This is a genomic window from Pseudomonas sp. GV105 (genome assembly GCF_003058185.1).
Taxonomy (GTDB): domain Bacteria; phylum Pseudomonadota; class Gammaproteobacteria; order Pseudomonadales; family Pseudomonadaceae; genus Aquipseudomonas; species Aquipseudomonas veronii.
The window spans coordinates 138,250-156,414 of record NZ_QBUF01000014.1; the positions used below are offsets into that span (position 1 = coordinate 138,250).

17 protein-coding genes are annotated in these 18,165 nt (G+C 61.6%); 6 read left to right on the top strand and 11 right to left on the bottom strand.

The genetic code is table 11. The features are described 5' to 3' along the window. Window positions 1-43 precede the first annotated feature (43 nt). Window positions 44-1,372: an OprD family outer membrane porin gene (locus tag C8K66_RS24760; protein ID WP_082107807.1), complete on the top strand. Its 1,329-nt coding sequence runs from the start codon at window positions 44-46 to the stop codon at window positions 1,370-1,372. A 108-nt stretch (window positions 1,373-1,480) separates the two neighbouring features. Then, window positions 1,481-2,518, top strand: a complete 1,038-nt coding sequence (mgrA, locus tag C8K66_RS24765) for an L-glyceraldehyde 3-phosphate reductase (protein WP_017848582.1) — start codon at window positions 1,481-1,483, stop codon at window positions 2,516-2,518. Between the two features lie 71 nt (window positions 2,519-2,589). On the opposite strand, the gene tauD is transcribed toward mgrA, so the two are convergent. From tauD to C8K66_RS24800, 7 genes are all read right to left on the bottom strand, one after another. Next, window positions 2,590-3,426, bottom strand: coding sequence for a taurine dioxygenase (gene tauD, locus C8K66_RS24770; protein ID WP_057005856.1), 837 nt, complete (start codon window positions 3,424-3,426; stop codon window positions 2,590-2,592). Between the two features lie 14 nt (window positions 3,427-3,440). Beyond that, the gene (gene tauC / locus C8K66_RS24775; protein WP_017848580.1) at window positions 3,441-4,277 is read right to left on the bottom strand and encodes a taurine ABC transporter permease TauC; all 837 of its coding nucleotides are present in this window, start codon (window positions 4,275-4,277) and stop codon (window positions 3,441-3,443) included. Then, on the bottom strand, window positions 4,274-5,053 hold the full coding sequence (gene tauB / locus C8K66_RS24780) for a taurine ABC transporter ATP-binding subunit (RefSeq protein WP_017848579.1): 780 nt from the start codon (window positions 5,051-5,053) through the stop codon (window positions 4,274-4,276). Before tauB ends, tauC begins: the two co-directional genes overlap by 4 nt. Window positions 5,054-5,069: 16 nt before the next feature. After that, a complete protein-coding gene (tauA, locus tag C8K66_RS24785; RefSeq protein WP_017848578.1) occupies window positions 5,070-6,047 on the bottom strand; it encodes a taurine ABC transporter substrate-binding protein in 978 nt (325 codons plus the stop codon). Window positions 6,048-6,309: 262 nt separating this feature from the next. Next, complete coding sequence (gshA, locus tag C8K66_RS24790) at window positions 6,310-7,893, bottom strand: glutamate--cysteine ligase (RefSeq protein ID WP_079442632.1); 1,584 nt, start codon at window positions 7,891-7,893, stop codon at window positions 6,310-6,312. Window positions 7,894-8,107: 214 nt separating this feature from the next. Beyond that, window positions 8,108-8,491: a PaaI family thioesterase gene (locus tag C8K66_RS24795; RefSeq protein ID WP_017848576.1), complete on the bottom strand. Its 384-nt coding sequence runs from the start codon at window positions 8,489-8,491 to the stop codon at window positions 8,108-8,110. Continuing rightward, a complete protein-coding gene (locus C8K66_RS24800) occupies window positions 8,491-10,815 on the bottom strand; it encodes a Tex family protein (protein ID WP_046385051.1) in 2,325 nt (774 codons plus the stop codon). Before C8K66_RS24800 ends, C8K66_RS24795 begins: the two co-directional genes overlap by 1 nt. A 357-nt stretch (window positions 10,816-11,172) precedes the next feature. On the opposite strand from C8K66_RS24800, the gene ompR reads away from it, so the two are divergent. Continuing rightward, window positions 11,173-11,913: a two-component system response regulator OmpR gene (ompR, locus tag C8K66_RS24805; RefSeq protein ID WP_003213175.1), complete on the top strand. Its 741-nt coding sequence runs from the start codon at window positions 11,173-11,175 to the stop codon at window positions 11,911-11,913. Window positions 11,914-12,030: 117 nt separating this feature from the next. Continuing rightward, window positions 12,031-13,344, top strand: coding sequence for an ATP-binding protein (locus C8K66_RS24810; RefSeq protein ID WP_017848574.1), 1,314 nt, complete (start codon window positions 12,031-12,033; stop codon window positions 13,342-13,344). Between the two features lie 97 nt (window positions 13,345-13,441). Here C8K66_RS24810 and rimK read toward each other — a convergent pair whose 3' ends face one another. Genes rimK through C8K66_RS24825 form a run of 3 tightly spaced genes read right to left on the bottom strand, consistent with a single transcriptional unit; the run spans window position 13,442 to window position 15,619 of the window. Further along, on the bottom strand, window positions 13,442-14,347 hold the full coding sequence (gene rimK / locus C8K66_RS24815; RefSeq protein ID WP_003213178.1) for a 30S ribosomal protein S6--L-glutamate ligase: 906 nt from the start codon (window positions 14,345-14,347) through the stop codon (window positions 13,442-13,444). Then, complete coding sequence (locus C8K66_RS24820; RefSeq protein ID WP_017848573.1) at window positions 14,344-14,808, bottom strand: ATP-dependent zinc protease; 465 nt, start codon at window positions 14,806-14,808, stop codon at window positions 14,344-14,346. Before C8K66_RS24820 ends, rimK begins: the two co-directional genes overlap by 4 nt. A gap of 31 nt (window positions 14,809-14,839) precedes the next feature. Then, window positions 14,840-15,619 carry an EAL domain-containing protein gene (locus C8K66_RS24825; RefSeq protein WP_017848572.1) on the bottom strand — a complete coding sequence of 260 codons (780 nt, stop codon included), beginning with the start codon at window positions 15,617-15,619 and terminating at the stop codon, window positions 14,840-14,842. A gap of 116 nt (window positions 15,620-15,735) precedes the next feature. On the opposite strand from C8K66_RS24825, the gene C8K66_RS24830 reads away from it, so the two are divergent. Beyond that, window positions 15,736-16,143, top strand: coding sequence for an RNA-binding S4 domain-containing protein (locus C8K66_RS24830; RefSeq protein WP_017848571.1), 408 nt, complete (start codon window positions 15,736-15,738; stop codon window positions 16,141-16,143). Window positions 16,144-16,188: 45 nt separating this feature from the next. Here the strand turns inward: C8K66_RS24830 and C8K66_RS24835 are convergent, their stop codons facing one another. Continuing rightward, the gene (locus C8K66_RS24835) at window positions 16,189-16,992 is read right to left on the bottom strand and encodes a phosphatase PAP2 family protein (RefSeq protein ID WP_057005853.1); all 804 of its coding nucleotides are present in this window, start codon (window positions 16,990-16,992) and stop codon (window positions 16,189-16,191) included. Window positions 16,993-17,118: 126 nt separating this feature from the next. Here C8K66_RS24835 and hslO point away from each other — a divergent pair, with 126 nt between their 5' ends. Continuing rightward, on the top strand, window positions 17,119-18,021 hold the full coding sequence (gene hslO / locus C8K66_RS24840; RefSeq protein WP_108526211.1) for an Hsp33 family molecular chaperone HslO: 903 nt from the start codon (window positions 17,119-17,121) through the stop codon (window positions 18,019-18,021). Window positions 18,022-18,165: the final 144 nt, after the last annotated feature.

The window sequence follows — 18,165 nt, forward strand, 5'->3', positions numbered from 1 at the left end:
ACAGTGACGGAGACCGGTAACAATGAAGACGTTATTAAGCCCCATGGTCGGTGTCGCCATGGCGAGCTTTATGCTGTCCGCCCATGCCGATTTTATCGATGACAGCCACGCCGATGTGACCCTGCTCAACCGCTATCTCAACCAGCAGGGGCGTGACGTGGTCGGCAGCAATGCCAAGGCCCACAGCATTCGCGATTGGGGCCAGGGTTTCGAGTTCAACTTCAAGTCCGGCTACACCGAAGGCCCCGTGGGTTTCGGCCTCGACTTGCAGGCGTTTTACGGTTTGAAACTGGACTCCGGCGGCGACCTCAATGACAAGAATCACCAGGGCCGCTACCCCGGCAGCATGTTCCCGCTGGACGACGGTAAATCCGCTGACCAGTTCGGCGTGCTGAGCCCGACGTTCAAAATGCGCTTCGCCAAGGATGAACTGCGGGTCGGTACGCTGTATGGCAACAACCCGGTGCTGGCCAACACCGACGGCCGCCTGTACCAGCAGACCAACACCGGTGTGCAACTGGTCTCCAAGGACCTCAGCGACTTCACCTTCACCGGTGGCGATATCTTCAAGACCAAGATCCGCAATGAAACCGGCGACCAGGGCATGATCACCGCGGGCGGCACCAAGGAAAGCGACCGCTTCCTCTTCGGCGGTGCCGACTACACCGGCTTGCCGGGCACCACCGTCAGCCTGTGGTATTCCAACCTTGAGGATTACTACCAACAGTTCTTCCTCGGTGCCAAGCGCCATGACGCGTTGTCGGTCGGTGCGATCGACACCGATGTGCGTATGTTCCGCAGCCTGGGGGTGGGCGGTAACGCCGATGGCGACAAGGATTATGCCGCGGCGGGGGTCTATGGCGATGGCGTGAACAAGGGCCGCATCAACCAGTCCACCGTCAGCCTGTTGGAAAGCTACAGCCTGGAAGGTCATACCGTCGGCCTCGGCATCCAGAAAAACAGCGGCAGCAGCGACTTCCCCTACCTGGATTCCGGCCTGAACAGCGGCGACAGCCGCCAGGGCCCCGGCTCGGGTGCCGACACCCCGGCGCTGACCAACATGCAGTTGAACAAATTCCAGCACGCCGGCGAACGCACCTGGCTGGCGCAATACAAATATGACTTCGGCAAACTGGGCCTCAACGGCCTGACGTTCTCCGCCGCCTATGCCCACGGCGATGACATCCGCACCGCACAGGGCACTACCAGCGAATGGGAACGCAACGTTGCCGTGGCCTACCAAGTGCCGACCGGCACCCTCAAGGGCCTGGGCGTGACCTGGAAAAACGCCCACGCCAGCCCAGACATTACCGGTGCCACCGTGCAGGATGAAAACCGCTTTTATGTCAGCTATGTCGTTCCACTCTGGTAGGAGTTTGCTGTAAAACGGAAAGGCAACGTTAAGCGATTCAGCTGCTTAAAAGGCCTGGGAATAGGCTTATTCCCAGGCCTTATTTGCCCCCGTCCAAGAGAGGATTCGATGACTTATATCGCTGCCGAAAACCGCTACGAATCTATTCCGTATCGCCGCGTCGGCCGCAGTGGCTTGGTGCTGCCGGCACTGTCCCTGGGGCTGTGGCACAACTTTGGCGACAGCACCCCGATCGACACCCAGCGCGCCCTGCTGCGCACAGCGTTCGACCTGGGGATCAACCACTTCGACCTGGCCAACAACTACGGCCCACCCTATGGCAGCGCCGAGATCAACTTCGGGCGTTTGCTGCGCGAAGACTTCAAGCATTACCGCGACGAATTGATCATCTCCAGCAAGGCCGGTTGGGACATGTGGCCCGGCCCTTATGGCCAGGGCGGCGGTTCGCGCAAATACATCCTGGCGAGCCTGGACCAGAGCCTGCAGCGCCTGGGCGTCGACTATGTGGATATTTTCTACTCGCACCGCTTCGACGCCGACACCCCCCTGGAAGAAACCGCCAGCGCCCTCGCCACCGCCGTGCAGCAAGGCAAGGCGTTGTACATCGGTATTTCTTCCTACTCCGGGGTGAAAACCCGCGAAATCGCCGCCTTGCTCAACGAGTGGAAAGTCCCGCTGCTGATCCATCAGCCGGCCTACAACCTGCTCAACCGCTGGGTGGAAAAAGACCTGCTCGACACCACCGAAGCCCTCGGCGCCGGGGTGATCGCGTTCACGCCGTTGGCCCAGGGGCTGCTGACCGACAAGTACCTCAATGGCGTGCCGGCCGATGCACGGGTCAATCGCCCCGGCGGCGGTTCGTTGCAGGCCAAGCACTTGTCCGAAGCCAACCTCGCTCACGTGCGCGCGCTGAATGAAATCGCCAAGCGCCGTGGCCAAAGCCTGGCCCAACTGGCTCTGGCCTGGACCCTGCGTGACCCACGGGTAACCAGTGCGCTGATCGGCGCGAGCCGGCCGGAGCAGATCATTGAAAACGTCGGGGCGCTGAAGAACTTGAGCTTTACCGCCGAAGAACTGGCGGAGATCGATCGGTTTGCGCTGGAAGGCGGGATCAACTTGTGGGAAAAGCCATCGACGGCTGAATAATCCGGTCAATGTGGGAGGGGGCAAGCCCCCTCCCACATTTTGTCTTCAGTGTGGCGACTGTCGTGTTCGGCTCAGAACGGCACATCGCCGAGAATCGTCGCCCGGTGCATCACCCGCCGCTGTGGCCGGTAGTCGTCCACCGCGTAATGCTGGGTGACGCGGTTATCCCAGAAGGCCACGTCATTTTCCTGCCAGCGCCAGCGAATCGTGAACTCCGGGCGTGTCGCGTGGGCGAACAGCAGCTTCAAGATCGCCTCGCTTTCCGCCGCTTCCAGCTCGTTGATTCTGGTGGTGAAGCCCTCGCTGACAAACAGCGACTTGCGCCCACTCACCGGGTGGGTGCGTACCACCGGGTGCGACAGCGGCGGGTTCTTCTTGCGGGTTTCTTCCCAGCGCGCCAGGTCTTCGGCAGTGCTGCCAAAGCGCTCCAGCGGGAAGGACTTGGTGAAGTCGTGCGTGGCGGTGAGCCCGTCGAGCAGCCTCTTCAGCGGCTCGGACAGGGCCGCATACGCAGCAATCCCGCTGGCCCACAGCGTGTCGCCGCCAAACGCCGGCAGTTGCTTGGCACTCAGCACCGCGCCGAGGGCCGGGGTGGGCAGGAAGGTCACGTCGGTGTGCCACACGGCGTTGTCGCGCACGTCGGTGACGGCGGTGTCGAGGATCAGCACTTCAGGCTGTTCCGGCACGTTGGGGTAGATCGGATGAATGTGCAGATCGCCGAAGTTCGCCGCGAAGCGTGCTTGTTGCTGCGGGGTGAGCGGCTGGTCGCGGAAAAACACCACCGAATGAGTGAGCAACGCCTGTTCGATGGCGTCGCGCTGTTCGGGGTTCAGCGGTTGAGTGATATCGACGCCACTGATCTGCGCGCCGAGGGCGGTGCTTAATGGGGTAACGGTCAGGCTGCTCATTGGGTTCTCATCACTCAGTGTGCCTGGCCATGCCACGGCACCCATTTACGCTGCAGGGCCCGCAGGCCCATTTCCATGGCGAAGGCGATCAGTGCGATCACCAGAATCCCCAGCACCACGACATCGGTGACCAGGAACTGCGCCGCCGACTGCACCATGAAGCCCAGGCCGCTGGTGGCGGCGATCAGCTCGGCGGCGACCAAGGTCGACCAGCCAACTCCCAGCCCGATACGCACACCGGTGAGGATGTCGGGCAGCGCGCTCGGCAGGATCACGTGGCGAATCAGCTGGGCGCGCGTGGCCCCCAGCGACTGCGCGGCACGCAGCTTGGCCGGGTCGACGGTACGCACGCCGGTCGCGGTCGCGATGGCAATCGGGGCAAAGATCGCCAGGTAGATCAGCAGCACTTTGGACAGCTCACCGATGCCGCACCAGATCACGATCAGCGGCAGGTAGGCCAGGGGTGGAATCGGCCGGTAGAACTCGATCAACGGGTCGAGAATGCCCCGTGCGATACGGTTCGAGCCGATGGCAATCCCCACCGGGACCGCGGTCAGCACCGCAAAGCCCAGGCCCAGGCCGATGCGTTCGAGGCTCGCGCCGAGGTGCTGCCACAAGGTGGAATCCATATAGCCCGTGGTCGCCAGCAACCAGCCTTTTTGCAGCACGGCGGACGGTGGCGGCAGGAACAATGGTTCGATCAGTCCGCTGGCGGTCACCGCCCACCAGATCACCAGCAAGGCAACCAGCGTCAACAGGCTGATCCAACGCGTACTCAGGCTGCGCCGCAGCGGGATAACGGTGCGCGCCACCGGCTTGGCGACCGTGGCGGGAAGTTCGTAGCTGCTCATGCGGACACCTGCCGTTGGGAGAACACTTTGCCCAGCACGTGTTCGCGGGTTTCGATAAAGCGCGGGTCAGATTTGATCGCTCGCGCCGACTCGCCGGCCGCATAACGTTGACCGAAATCCAGGTGCAGGCGCTCGACGATCTGACCGGGGTTGGGCGCCAGCAGGATCAGATCGGTGGCAAGGAACACCGCTTCTTCGATGTCATGGGTAATCAGGAACACCGGCTTGGCCGTGCGCCGCCAGACTTGCAGCAGCAGCTCCTGCATCTGTTCGCGGGTGAATGCATCGAGGGCGCCGAAGGGTTCGTCCATCAGCAGTACACGCGGGTCCGCCGCCAGGGCGCGGGCCAGGCCGACGCGTTGCTTCTGGCCGCCGGACAGTTGCCAGATGCGCCGGCTGTCGAAACCGGCCAGGTCCACCAGCGCGAGCATTTCCCGGGCGCGCACTTCGCGTTGCGCCTTGCTCACGCCGGCCAGCTCCAGGCCGAAGCCGACATTGGCCAGCACGTCCTGCCAGGGCAGCAGGGCATCGTCCTGGAACACCACGCCGCGTTCGGCGCTCGGGCCTTTGACTGGCACGCCATCGAGGCTGATGCGCCCGGCAGAGGGCTCGACAAAACCGGCAATCAGGTTCAACAGCGAAGTCTTGCCACTGCCGGACGGGCCGAGGGCCACCAGCAATTGCCGGGGCCCAAGTTCGAGTGAAATATCAGACAGTACCGGTTCTGTGGCGCCTGGGTACCGTGCGCTGATGCGCTCCAGTTGTAGCAAGGCCATCGCGATGAACTCCTGATCAGTGGGTGATGAACTTGGCGCTGATGTAAGGGGCGTAATCCGGCAGCACCGCCTCGACCTTGCCTTGTTCCTTGAGGAATGCCGCGGTATCGGTCACCGCCTTGATGGTCGGCGCGCCCAGCAGGGTCACCTGCTCAGCGGCCAGCGGGTAGACGTTGCCTTGCAGCAGCGCGGGGATGTCGCTGGCCTTGGCCCCGGAGAGTTTCACCAGCTTGTCGACGTTGCTTTTGTCGGCGAGCCAGGCTTGTGGGTCTTTGCGGTACGCGGCGTAGGCATCCAGGGTGACTTTGGCGAAAGCGCTGACGATTTGCGGATGCTTCTCGGCGAAGTCCTTACGCACGATCCACGCGTCGAAGGTCGGCGCGCCGAACGTGGCCAGCTCGCCGGAAGTGATCAGCACCTTGCCGTTTTCCTTGGCCACGCCCAGGGCCGGGTCCCATACGTAGGTGGCGTCGATATCGCCGCGCTTCCAGGCGGCGATGATGGCCGGCGGCGCGAGGTTGAGGATGGTCACTTTCGCCGGGTCGATGTTCCAGTGCTTCAGCGCGGCCAGCAGGCTGTAGTGGCCGGTGGATACGAAGGGCACGGCGACTTTTTTACCGATCAGGTCCTGCGGGCCATTGATCCCCGAACCGTTGCGCGCCACCAGGGCTTCGGCACCGCCGATCTGGGTGGCGACGAGGAAGGTCTGCACCGGCACTTTACGGGTGATGGCGGCGGTCAGCGGGCTGGAACCGAGGTAGCCGATCTGCACATCGCCGGACGCGATGGCGGCGATGATGTCGGAACCGTTGTCGAATTTGCGCCAGTCGATCTTGGCGTTCGTGGCTTTTTCATACGCGCCGTCGGCCTGGGCGACTTTCGCCGGGTCCACGGTGGTCTGGTAGGCGATGGTCACATCCGCCGCCTGGGCGAACAGGCTGGCACCGGCCAGGGACAATGCCGCCAAGAGGCGGAGAGGGGAATGCAGTTTCAAGGGGAAGCTCCTCAATCAGGCGGCCGAGTGTCGGCGTGTGAGGAGACTAAATGATCTAAGAATACGAAAATAAATAACTTTTTCGAATTAGCTTATGAGGAGAAGGGTGGGCGGGATTCTTCATCCCAGTGAAGGCAAATGTGGGAGGGAGCTTGCTCCCGATAGCGGTGGTTCAGTCACTGATCAGTTAACTGAGGACCGCTATTGGGGGCAAGCCCCCTCCCACATGAAGCTCATTTCCCTGGGGGAGTGAGTTCGGTTTTTAGTTGCTGATGGCCAGGATGCTAGCCTGGTACGAGCCGACGAACACATCGAAATCGCCCACTTCGTTCTGCTCCAGCTCCACCTGTTGCGCCAGCGACTTGCGTGCCAGTTCTTCAAAGTGCGCCTGCTCTTCGGCGGGCAACGGTTCGCTGCGGAAATACTCGGCATGCACCTCGCTCTGGTGCAGGGAGAACTGGGCGAAACTTTCCTTGCGCTCGGCCATCGCGGCCAACACCTGGGCCGATGGCGTCAGGGACGGGTCGTTGACCTTGGCCAACTGGGCGTCCAGTGCCTGGCGGTGTTCCTCGATGCCGTGGCTCTGATCGAGCAGGGCCGCCAGCGGCGCGATCTGCTCCAGCAGCTCGGTGGCCCATTCCTTCATGTCCACCGCCTGGCCCTTGCGCTGCAGTTGCAGGCCCGGACGCCGGCCTTCCTTGACCACGCTGAGGAAGTTCGAGGTGGCGTTGCCGCACTCGTTGTCGGCGAACAGCGGGCTGTCGTTCATCGCGCAATACAGCAGGAACGCATCGAGGAAGCGCGACTCCTGCAGGTCGATACCCATCGGCAGGAACGGGTTGATGTCCAGGCAGCGCACTTCGATGTACTGGATGCCACGGGCCATCAGCGCCTGGATCGGCCGCTCGCCGGTGTAGGTCACGCGCTTGGGGCGGATGTTGGAGTAGTACTCGTTTTCGATCTGCAGGATGTTGGTGTTGAGCTGCACCCACTCTCCATCCTTGTGGGTGCCGACTTCGACATAAGGCGCGTAGGGCGTTGCCACCGCTTCGCGCAGGCTGTCGGTGTAGCTGGCCAAATCGTTGTAGCACGGCGTCAGGCCGGCCTGGGCGTTGCTCTGGTAACCCAGGTCGCTCATGCGCAGGCTGGTGGCATACGGCAGGTACAAGGTGTCGGCATCCAGCACGTCCAACTGGTGCGAACGGCCGCGCAGGAAGCCTGCGTCCAGCGCTGGCGAGGCACCGAACAGGTACATCAGCAGCCAGCTGTTGCGGCGGAAGTTACGGATCAGGGCGATATAGGCGTCGGACTGATAGTCGCGGTCGGTGCCGACGAAGCCTTCGCTTTCCTTGAGCAGCGGCCACAATTTTTCCGGCAGGGAGAAGTTGTAGTGGATGCCGGCAATGCACTGCATGGTCTTGCCGTAACGCAGGGCCAGGCCCTTGCGATATACGTACTTGAGCTGTCCGATATTGGAGGTGCCGTAGTAGGCAATCGGAATGTCTTCCTCGGCCGGCAACGGGCACGGCATCGAGGGGCTCCACAGGTATTCGCTGCCGAGCTTGCTGTAGGCAAAGCGATGGATCTTGTCCAGGCTGCTCAGGGTATCGGCCGGGTTGGGCAGGGCTGGGGTGATGAACTCCAGCAACGATTCCGAGTAGTCGGTGGTGATCTGTTCGTGGGTCAGCGCGGCGCCCAGGGCTTCGGGATGCGGCGTCTGCGCCAGGCGACCTTCATGGGTGACACGCAGGCATTCGCGCTCGATGCCGTGCAAGCAATGCTCCAGCAGGGAGAGGTGTTCGCGCTTGCCGAGCAGGGCCAGGCGGCGGTTGAGAAGTTCGCTCAAGTTGGATTCCTTCACGCGTCAGTCGCCCCAATATGGGGGTGGGCAGGACGGTCTACAAGGGTGAAGTTAAAACTGGCGTGATCGCCTGGTTTTGAGTCGATTTGACCCGCTTTGAAAAAGCCTACATCACTCCATGAGTTGGGCTGTAGCGCAGCAAGAAAATTCCGACGCTGTTATCGCAGCGCCGAAATTAACTCAAATCGAGGGCGGGGAGCTATAGGACAGCGAAGGTGCCCTGCGCTTTTGCGACAAGTCTTTCACCCTGGTACACGTCGGCTTCGACCACCAACGTGCGCCGCCCGGGGTGAATCACTCGCGCGGTACACAGCACCTCGCCGTTTTCCACCGCGCGGATGTAGTTGATTTTGCATTCGATGGTCGCGCTCTGCTGGTCGAACCCGTGGGCGCTGGAACAGGCCAGCCCCATGGTGATGTCGACCAGGCTGAAAATCGCCCCGCCATGCAGCTTGCCTGCGCGGTTGCGCAGTTGCGGCTCCAGGCTCAGGGCCACCTCGGCAACGCCCTGCTCCAGGCGTTGCAGGCGGCAGCCGATCAGTTCGCTGAACGCGCTTTGGGTCAAGCCGGCCGGAATCTCCATCAGCGCTTCTTCAACTGTTTGGCGTTGGCGAACAGCGAGGCCATGGCGTTGTTGCTCGGCGCTGCGGTCGCGGTTTCCTTGCGTGGCGCGTTGTTTTGCGACTGGCGCGGCGCCGAGCCTGGGCGGGCGCCACGGGCACCGTCGATTTTCTCGCCGGGGGTGTCGCTCATACGCATCGACAGGCCGACGCGCTTGCGCGGGATGTCGACTTCCATGACCTTGACCTTGACCACATCACCGGCCTTCACCGCTTCGCGCGGGTCTTTGATGAACTTCTCCGAAAGCGCGGAGATATGCACCAAACCGTCCTGATGCACGCCGATGTCCACAAAGGCGCCGAAGTTGGTCACGTTGGTCACCACGCCTTCGAGGATCATGCCCAGTTGCAGGTCCTTGAGGTCTTCGACGCCGTCCTGGAACTCGGCGGTCTTGAACTCGGGACGCGGGTCGCGCCCGGGTTTTTCCAGCTCTTGCAGGATGTCGGTGATGGTCGGCACGCCGAAGGTCTCGTCGGTGTACTTCTTCGGGTCCAGGCGCTTGAGGAACGCGGCGTCGCCGATCAGCGAGCGGATGTCGCGGTCGGTCTCGGCGGCGATGCGTTGCACCAGCGGGTAGGCTTCCGGGTGGACCGCCGAGGCGTCCAGCGGGTTGTCGCCGTTCATCACACGCAGGAAGCCGGCGGCCTGTTCGAAGGTTTTTTCACCCAGGCGTGCGACTTTTTTCAGCGCGGCGCGGGTCTTGAACGCACCGTTTTCGTCGCGGTGGGTCACGATGTTCTGCGCCAGGGTCGCGTTGAGGCCGGAGATCCGCGCCAGCAGCGCGACGGAGGCGGTGTTCACGTCCACGCCCACGGCGTTCACGCAGTCTTCCACCACCGCATCCAGGCCGCGTGCCAGTTTCAGCTGCGACACATCGTGCTGGTATTGGCCGACGCCGATGGATTTCGGGTCGATTTTCACCAGTTCGGCCAGTGGGTCTTGCAGGCGACGGGCGATGGACACCGCGCCACGGATCGACACGTCGAGGTCCGGGAATTCCTTGGAAGCCAGTTCCGACGCTGAGTACACCGAAGCGCCCGCCTCGGAGACCATGACCTTGGTCATCTTCATGGCTGGGTATTTTTTGATCAGTTCGGCGGCCAGTTTGTCGGTTTCACGGCTGGCGGTGCCGTTGCCGATGGCGATCAGGTCCACCGCGTGCTTGGCGCACAGGGCCGCGAGGATCGCGAGGGTCTGGTCCCACTTGTTGTGGGGCACGTGCGGATACACGGTGGCGTGGTCCAGCAGCTTGCCGGTCGAGTCGACCACGGCGACCTTGCAGCCGGTGCGCAGGCCTGGGTCGAGGCCCAGGGTGGCACGCGGGCCGGCCGGTGCGGCCAGCAGCAGGTCGTGCAGGTTGTGGGCGAAGACGTTGATCGCTTCGGTTTCGGCACCGTCGCGCAACTCGCCGAGCAGGTCGGTTTCCAGGTGGGTGTAGAGCTTGACCTTCCAGGTCCAGCGCACGACTTCACCGAGCCACTTGTCCGCAGGACGGTTCTGATTCTGGATGCCGAATTGTTGACCGATCATGCCTTCGCACGGGTGCATGGTGCCCGGCAGTTCGTCGCCGACTTTCAGCGCGGAGCTGAGAATACCTTCGTTGCGGCCGCGGAAAATCGCCAGGGCGCGGTGGGACGGCATGCTCTTGAGCGGTTCGTCGTGTTCGAAGTAGTCGCGGAACTTGGCGCCTTCTTCCTCTTTGCCGGCGATCACGCGGGCGCTGAGGATGGCTTCCTGCTTCAGGTAGGTGCGCAGCTTTTCCAGCAGGCTGGCGTCTTCGGCGAAGCGTTCCATCAGGATGTATTTGGCGCCTTCGAGGGCGGCCTTGACGTCGGCGACGCCTTTTTCAGCGTTGATGAAGCGCGCGGCTTCGGTATCCGGGTTCAGCGATGGGTCGTTGAACAGGCCGTCGGCCAGGTCGCCGAGGCCGGCTTCCAGGGCGATCTGGCCCTTGGTGCGGCGCTTCTGTTTGTACGGCAGGTAGAGGTCTTCGAGACGGGTCTTGGTATCGGCGAGTTTGATGTCGCGTTCCAATTGCGGGGTCAGCTTGCCCTGTTCCGCGATGCTGGCGAGGATGCTGATGCGCCGTTCGTCGAGTTCTCGCAGGTAGCGCAGGCGCTCTTCCAGGTGCCGCAGTTGAATGTCGTCGAGGCTGCCGGTCACTTCTTTTCGGTAACGGGCGATGAAGGGCACCGTGGAGCCCTCATCCAGTAGAGCGACGGCCGCTTCGACCTGTTGGGGGCGTACGCCGAGTTCCTCGGCGATGCGGCTGTTGATGCTGTCCATAAAACCACCTGAAATTCTTAAAAGCAGCTCGCAAGCCCGGAAAACAAGGCCCGACGAGGCTGGTTGAGCGGCCCGACTGGCGCCGCTGCCTGGGTCAAGAGGCTGCCTATTGACCCTCGAAATCGTAAAAAACACGACAAGCGGGTGAAAAAAAGCCCGGCAGTAAACGGTAACGATCTGACGTTGCCCTGCACGAAGGCGCCGCATTATAACCAGCGTTCTGTCCTTGGGGGGGACTGCGCCGCAGGTTGTAGGGCGTGGGTTCGCTGGCAGTAGAGGAAAAATCTGCTAACAATGCACACGGTGCGTATAACGGCAGCTAGGCCATAATGCGCGCCGAGATAAGAGGAGCATCCAATGAGCAGCACTGCACAAACTGCTGAAGGCGAAAAAATTCTCATCGTTGATGACGATCCGGGGCTGAGCAGCCTGCTGGAGCGTTTTTTCAACTCCAAGGGTTATCGTGCCCGCGCGGTGCCGAACACCGAGCAGATGGACCGCCTGTTGGGGCGCGAAGTGTTCAACCTGGTCGTGCTCGACCTGATGCTACCCGGCGAAGACGGCCTCACCGCCTGCAAACGCCTGCGCGGCGCGAACAACCAGATTCCGATCATCATGCTCACCGCCAAGGGCGATGAGCTGAGCCGCATCAAGGGCCTCGAACTGGGCGCTGATGATTACCTGGCCAAGCCGTTCAACCCGGACGAGCTGATGGCGCGGGTCAAGGCCGTATTGCGTCGCCAGGCGGCGCCGGTGCCGGGCGCACCGGGCAGTGAAGACGAAAGCGTCACCTTCGGCGATTACGAACTGTCATTGGCCACCCGTGAGCTCAAGCGTGGCGATGAAGTCCACATGCTCACCACCGGCGAGTTCGCCGTGCTCAAGGCGCTGGTGATGAACGCGCGCCAGCCGCTGACCCGCGACAAACTGATGAACCTGGCCCGTGGTCGGGAATGGGACGCTCTGGAGCGCTCCATCGACGTGCAGATTTCCCGTCTGCGCCGAATGATCGAGCCGGACCCGTCCAAGCCGCGTTATATCCAGACGGTGTGGGGCGTGGGGTATGTGTTTGTGCCGGATGGCACTGCAACCAAGTGACCGATGATTTGCAGGGGCGGGCATCCTGGCGTTTGGCTCCATGAGGGGCGACGGGATGTCCGGCGTCTGCAATTCTGCGAGCGCCGCTCGTTCCTGCAAGGTGTCTAGCTGTCTCCTATGAAAACCCCGCTGTGGTTCCCGCAAAGTTTCTTCTCCCGCACCCTTTGGCTGGTGCTCATCGTCGTTCTGTTTTCCAAGGCACTCACGCTGGTTTATCTGTTGATGAACGAAGACGTGCTGGTGGATCGACAGTACAGCCACGGTGTCGCCCTGACCTTGCGCGCCTATTGGGCGGCCGACCCCGAGAACCGCGAGAAAATCGCCAAGGCGGCGACACTGGTGCGCGTGGCGGGTGCAGGTGTGCCGGAAGGCGAGCAGCATTGGCCCTACAGTGAGATTTACCAGCGCCAGATGCAGGCGGAACTGGGCGACGACACCGAAGTTCGGCTGCGTATGCATGTGTCACCCGCGCTGTGGGTGCGCGCGCCGAGCCTGGGGGAAGATTGGCTGAAGGTGCCGCTGTATCCGCACCCTTTGCGAGGGCAGAAGATCTGGAATGTACTGGGCTGGTTCCTGGCTATCGGCTTGCTTTCGACGGCGTCCGCGTGGATTTTCGTGCGCCAGCTCAATCAACCGCTTAAACGCCTGGTGTTCGCCGCCCGCCAGCTGGGACAGGGGCGCAGTGTGCGCCTGCCGGTCAGCGACACGCCCAGCGAGATGACCGAGGTCTACAGCGCGTTCAACCAGATGGCCGAGGACGTCGAACAGGCCGGGCGCGAGCGCGAGCTGATGCTTGCGGGCGTGTCCCATGACTTGCGCACGCCATTGACGCGTTTGCGGCTGTCCCTGGAGCTGATGGGCAACCATACCGATCTCACGGACGACATGGTGCGTGATATCGAGGACATGGACGCGATTCTCGACCAGTTCCTGGCCTTTATCCGCGATGGTCGCGATGAGGTGGTGGAAGTCGTCGACCTGACGGACCTGGTGCGCGAGGTGGTAGCGCCCTACAACCAGAATGGCGAGCAGGTGCGGATGCGCCTGGAGCCGATCCAGCCGTTTGCGTTGCGTCGGGTCTCGATGAAGCGCCTGCTGAACAACCTGATCGGCAACGCCTTGCACCACGCCGGTTCGGATGTGGAAGTGGCGGCGTATGTTTCCGGTGACAGTGCTGCGCCCTATGTGGTGCTGAGCGTGATGGATCGCGGGGCCGGTATCGACCCGGCCGAGCTGGAAGGCATCTTCAACCCCTTCACCCGTGGCGACCGTGCTCGGGGTGGCAAGGGCACCGGTTTGGGGCTGGCGATTGTGCGGCGGATTGCCTCGATGCATGGCGGCAATGTTGAGTTGCGCAACCGCGAGGGCGGTGGGCTGGAAGCGCGGGTGCGCTTGCCGTTGGGTTTGATGTTGCCCCGAGACGCGGTGTAGCTGCAGCGGCAAGCTGCACGTTTAGAGCTGCAAGAGAAAAGCAAACGGCTTCTGCCCGTCTCTTGCAGCCTGAAGCTTCAAGCTGAAGACTGCTCCTCTAGCCCTTGCCCTTGGTCCGGGTCATGTTCGGCCCGCCACTCTTTTCCAGATGTTGAATGATGATCCCCGCCACATCCTTGCCGGTGGTGGTCTCGATGCCTTCCAGGCCAGGTGATGAATTGACTTCCATCACCAGCGGGCCATGGTTGGAACGCAGGATGTCCACACCCGCCACGCTCAACCCCATGACCTTGGCCGCCCGTAGCGCGGTCATGCGCTCTTCGGGGGTGATCTTGATCAGGCTGGCACTGCCGCCACGGTGCAGGTTGGAGCGGAATTCCCCAGGCTTGGCCTGGCGTTTCATCGCGGCAATCACCTTGTCGCCGACCACGAAGCAGCGGATATCCGCACCGCCGGCTTCCTTGATGTATTCCTGCACCATGATGTTCTGCTTGAGACCCATGAATGCCTCGATCACCGACTCCGCCGCCGTGGCGGTTTCGCACAGCACCACGCCGATGCCCTGGGTGCCTTCCAGCACCTTGATCACCAGCGGCGCGCCGTTGACCATTTCGATCAGGTCGGGAATGTCGTCGGGGGAGTGGGCAAAGCCGGTGACCGGCAGGCCGATACCCCGGCGCGACAGCAATTGCAGCGAGCGCAGTTTGTCCCGTGAGCGCGCGATCGCGACGGACTCATTCAGCGGGGAGACGCCCATCATTTCAAACTGGCGCAACACCGCGCAGCCATAAAAGGTCACCGAGGCGCCGATACGCGGGATCACCGCATCAAAGCCTTCCAGTGGTTTGCCGCGGTAATGGATCTGCGGCTTATGGCTGGCAATGTTCATATAGGCACGCAACGTGTCGATCACCACCATTTCGTGGCCACGTTCGGTGCCGGCCTCGACCAGGCGGCGGGTGGAATACAGACGCGGGTTTCGCGACAGCACAGCAATCTTCATGCAGCACCTGGGGCAGAAATAGTGGAGACCGGGAACACCGGCTTGTCTTGAACGTACTTGACGCCGGGATTGACCACCAACTGGCCGTCAATCAGCGCCTTGGAACCGAGGAGCAGGCGGTAGCGCATGGCCTTGCGGCAGGCGAGGGTGAATTCCACCCGCCATACCCGGTCGCCCAGCGCCAGGGTGGTGCTGATCACATAGCGCACCTGCGCATGACCATTGGAGCTCTTGATGGTTTTCATCGCCACCAGCGGCGCTTCGCAGCGGCGGTGACGCAACTGCACAACGCTGCCCAGGTGTGCGGTAAAGCGCACCCATTTCTCACCGTCGCGCTCAAAGGGTTCGATATCGGTGGCGTGCAGGCTCGAAGTGCTGGCACCGGTGTCGATCTTCGCGCGCAGGCCTGCCACTCCCAAGTCGGGAAGTGCCACCCACTCACGCAGACCGACAACGGTCAAATGGTCAAATGTCTTCAATATGGGTAACCGGTCAATTCGCCCAGGCTTGAGGGGAAACCTCGGCCAGCGCGTTGAATGCGGGCTTGGCGAACCAGTAGCCCTGCATCAGAAATATTCCACAGTCGGACAGGAAGTCGCGCTCACCGGCACTTTCAATGCCTTCAGCGATGACAGTAACGCCCAACTGCTCACAGATTGTGACAATCCCCTGGACGATGACCTGGCGGACACGATCCTGGTCGACATCGCGAATCAGCGCCATGTCGAGTTTGATCAAGTCAGGTTGGAAATCGGCCAGCAGGTTCAGCCCCGAATAGCCCGCGCCGAAATCGTCGATGGCAGTTTTGAAGCCGAATTCGCGGTATTCACGCAGAATATTCGTCAAATGGCGATGGTTATCTATGTGTTCGCTTTCCAGCGTCTCGAAAATCAGTTGGTCAAGCGGAAAATTGTGCGTGCGGGCGGCCTCCAGGGTGCTGCGAATGCACAGTTCGGGTCGATACACCGCGTTGGGCATGAAATTGATGGAAAGACAGGTTTGCATCCCCAGGGCCGCGGCGCCGGCGATTGCCTGGGTACGGCAACGCTGGTCGAAACGGTAGCGGTTGCTATCGTTGACCTGGGCCAGCACCGACAACGCCCCTTCGCCCTGTGAACCCCGCACCAAGGCTTCGTGGGCAAAAACCGAATGGTCGCGAAGGTCTACGATCGGTTGGTAGGCGAATGCAAAATCAAAACCCAAGGGCTCGCTTTGCTGGCAGCCCACGCAATGCTGGTTGGGCGAGGTGAGTGAAGTCGGGAAGTCGGTCACAGGGTATCCTCGCGAAAACAGGGGGCTACCTGGCGTATCTTAGGTGAGCCTTGAGGTTTATGCGTCGAAGGGTTTCAACAGTAAAGTTGCGACATTTTTCAGAACGAGGAATTCAAGTGGCTCAGAAGCAGGCAGAGGAAGAAAAAATCCGTTTGGACAAGTGGCTGTGGGCGGCGCGTTTCTATAAAACCCGTGCCTTGGCCAAGGCCGCTATCGAGAGTGGCAAGGTGCATCATCGCGGCGAACGCTGCAAGCCGGGCAAAGAGCCGCGCGTGGGTGATGAGTTGCAGATTCGTATCGGATTTGACGAAAAAACTGTCGTGGTCCAGGCGCTTTCCAGCGTGCGGCGGGGCGCGCCCGAAGCGCAGGCGCTGTATGCCGAGACCGAAGCCAGCGTCGCCAAGCGCGAAAACGCAGCGGCGATGCGTAAGGCCGGCGCCACAGGCATGACCACCGATGGCAAGCCGAGCAAGAAGCAGCGCCGCGACCTGTTCAAGTTTCGCGGCAGCGGTAATGACGATTGACCGCGCACATCGTCAGCGCAAAGCAGATCGATAGATGTGGGAGCGTCAGCAGGATGCGCGCATGACGCTCAATCGCCCGATCACCGGCAGCTTGGCGAGTAACCCGAACACCGGCGCGGTCAGCCGTAGCAACACCTGCGACACCTTTGCCGCAAACGGTGTGTAATAGCCCCATCCCAATGCCAGCAGTGCCAGCAACACTCCGCCGATATAATCGTCCTGCGCCCAATGTGCGCCCGCCACCAGCCGCGGCATCATGAACAACAACGCCAGGCCCCAGATCACCAGCACCTGGCCCCGCCGCTGGGCGAATACCGTCATGAACATTCCCCAGATCAGCAGCACCGAAGCATGATCCCCAGGGAAACTCTGGCTCGAACGGTCTTTCAACTCCCAGGTTTTCTCCAGCCCCGGGAAATAGTCGCTCATCCGAATCGCGCCGCTGAGCACTATCGAAGGGCTGCTGTGTTGCCAACCCATCTGCGCCGCGAGTTTGGAAAACAGCATGCGGATAAACAGCAACAGCAGCAGAATCCCGAAGAAGCCAAGAAACGCCTGGCGCACCTGCGCCGCCTTGAACACCCAATCGCCGCGAATCAACAGCGTCAGCAGAATCACGCCGACCACCGCATCAAACGGCCGCAGGCTGGCCACGGCCCACACATGCAGCCAGGTCGGATTGCTCGCCAGGGGGGCATTGAACAGGTGAAACAGCCACTCGTCGAAAAACACGCATAGCATCTGGCCTGTGGGCCACAGCCAAAAACACAGCAGCCCGAATGCGAGTAGATTGCAAAAAGCCCATCGCCGGAGGTTCCACTTGGCTTGGAACAAACCCGGATTGTTCATAAACTGTCCCTCTTTGCTCTATATAAGCTCTCTGTTTCCAGGAGAGAGCCGCACCAAAATGGTGCTAAAGCGTTCAATTTTATAAACGTTGTAACAATTTTGTCATCAATTCAGATACCTAGACCTATGACTGATTTACCGGATACCGACTTCACCCAACGCTTCATCTTCGACGAGAACGACGCCCGCGGCGAACTGGTCTCGTTGGAGCGCAGCTATGCCGAAGTCCTCGCCAAGCACCCCTATCCGGAGCCGGTCGCGCAACTGCTCGGTGAATTGATGGCAGCGGCGGCGCTGTTGGTAGGCACCATGAAATTCGACGGGTTGCTGATCCTGCAGGCGCGGTCCGAAGGTCCGGTCCCGTTGCTGATGATCGAGTGCTCCAGCGAGCGTGAGATCCGTGGCCTGGCCCGGTATGAGGCTGACCTGATCGCCCCGGACGCGACCCTGGCCGACCTGATGCCCAACGGCGTGCTGGCGCTCACCGTCGACCCGACCGACGGCCAGCGTTACCAGGGCATCGTCGACCTCGACGGCGAAAACCTGTCGGACTGCTTCACCAACTATTTCGTTATGTCCCAGCAGATCGGCACGCGCTTCTGGCTCAACGCCGACGGCAAGCGCGCCCGTGGCCTGTTGCTGCAACAGCTGCCCGCCGACCGCATCAAGGACGACGACGAACGCACTGAAAGCTGGCGCAACCTCACCGCTCTGGCTGGCACCCTGACCGCTGAAGAATTGCTGGCCCTGGACAACGAAACCATCCTGCATCGCCTGTACCACGAAGAGACTGTGCGCCTGTTCGACGCGCAGGGCTTGCGCTTCCATTGCAGTTGCTCTCGCGAGCGTTCGGCGAACGCGCTGGTCAGTCTCGGCCTGGAAGATGCGCAAAATCTGGTGGTGGAACACGGTGGTCAGATCGAAATCGACTGCCAGTTCTGCAACCAGCGCTACCTGTTTGACGCCGCCGATATCGCCCAATTGTTCGCCGGCGCCGGTATCGGTACCCCCTCCGATACCCGCCACTAAAACGTTTAAGCACAGGTAAATCACCTGACAAATGCCGGATTAGCGCTGTTCTGACGGGAGGGCCCTACTTTTTTTGGGCTTTTCTGGCATAATCCGGCCCACTTTTTTCGCGGTAGTAGTGCGCAACTTTCTACTACAAAACGT

Bases quoted from the DNA above. Each gene is read 5' to 3' on its own strand.
- C8K66_RS24760 (WP_082107807.1), top strand. From the start codon at position 44: ATGGTCGGTGTCGCCATGGCGAGCTTTATGCTGTCCGCCCATGCCGAT.
- mgrA (WP_017848582.1), top strand. From the start codon at position 1,481: ATGACTTATATCGCTGCCGAAAACCGCTACGAATCTATTCCGTATCGC.
- tauD (WP_057005856.1), bottom strand. From the start codon at position 3,426: ATGAGCAGCCTGACCGTTACCCCATTAAGCACCGCCCTCGGCGCGCAG.
- tauC (WP_017848580.1), bottom strand. From the start codon at position 4,277: ATGAGCAGCTACGAACTTCCCGCCACGGTCGCCAAGCCGGTGGCGCGC.
- tauB (WP_017848579.1), bottom strand. From the start codon at position 5,053: ATGGCCTTGCTACAACTGGAGCGCATCAGCGCACGGTACCCAGGCGCC.
- C8K66_RS24795 (WP_017848576.1), bottom strand. From the start codon at position 8,491: ATGGAGATTCCGGCCGGCTTGACCCAAAGCGCGTTCAGCGAACTGATC.
- C8K66_RS24800 (WP_046385051.1), bottom strand. From the start codon at position 10,815: ATGGACAGCATCAACAGCCGCATCGCCGAGGAACTCGGCGTACGCCCC.
- ompR (WP_003213175.1), top strand. From the start codon at position 11,173: ATGAGCAGCACTGCACAAACTGCTGAAGGCGAAAAAATTCTCATCGTT.
- C8K66_RS24810 (WP_017848574.1), top strand. From the start codon at position 12,031: ATGAAAACCCCGCTGTGGTTCCCGCAAAGTTTCTTCTCCCGCACCCTT.
- rimK (WP_003213178.1), bottom strand. From the start codon at position 14,347: ATGAAGATTGCTGTGCTGTCGCGAAACCCGCGTCTGTATTCCACCCGC.
- C8K66_RS24835 (WP_057005853.1), bottom strand. From the start codon at position 16,992: ATGAACAATCCGGGTTTGTTCCAAGCCAAGTGGAACCTCCGGCGATGG.
- hslO (WP_108526211.1), top strand. From the start codon at position 17,119: ATGACTGATTTACCGGATACCGACTTCACCCAACGCTTCATCTTCGAC.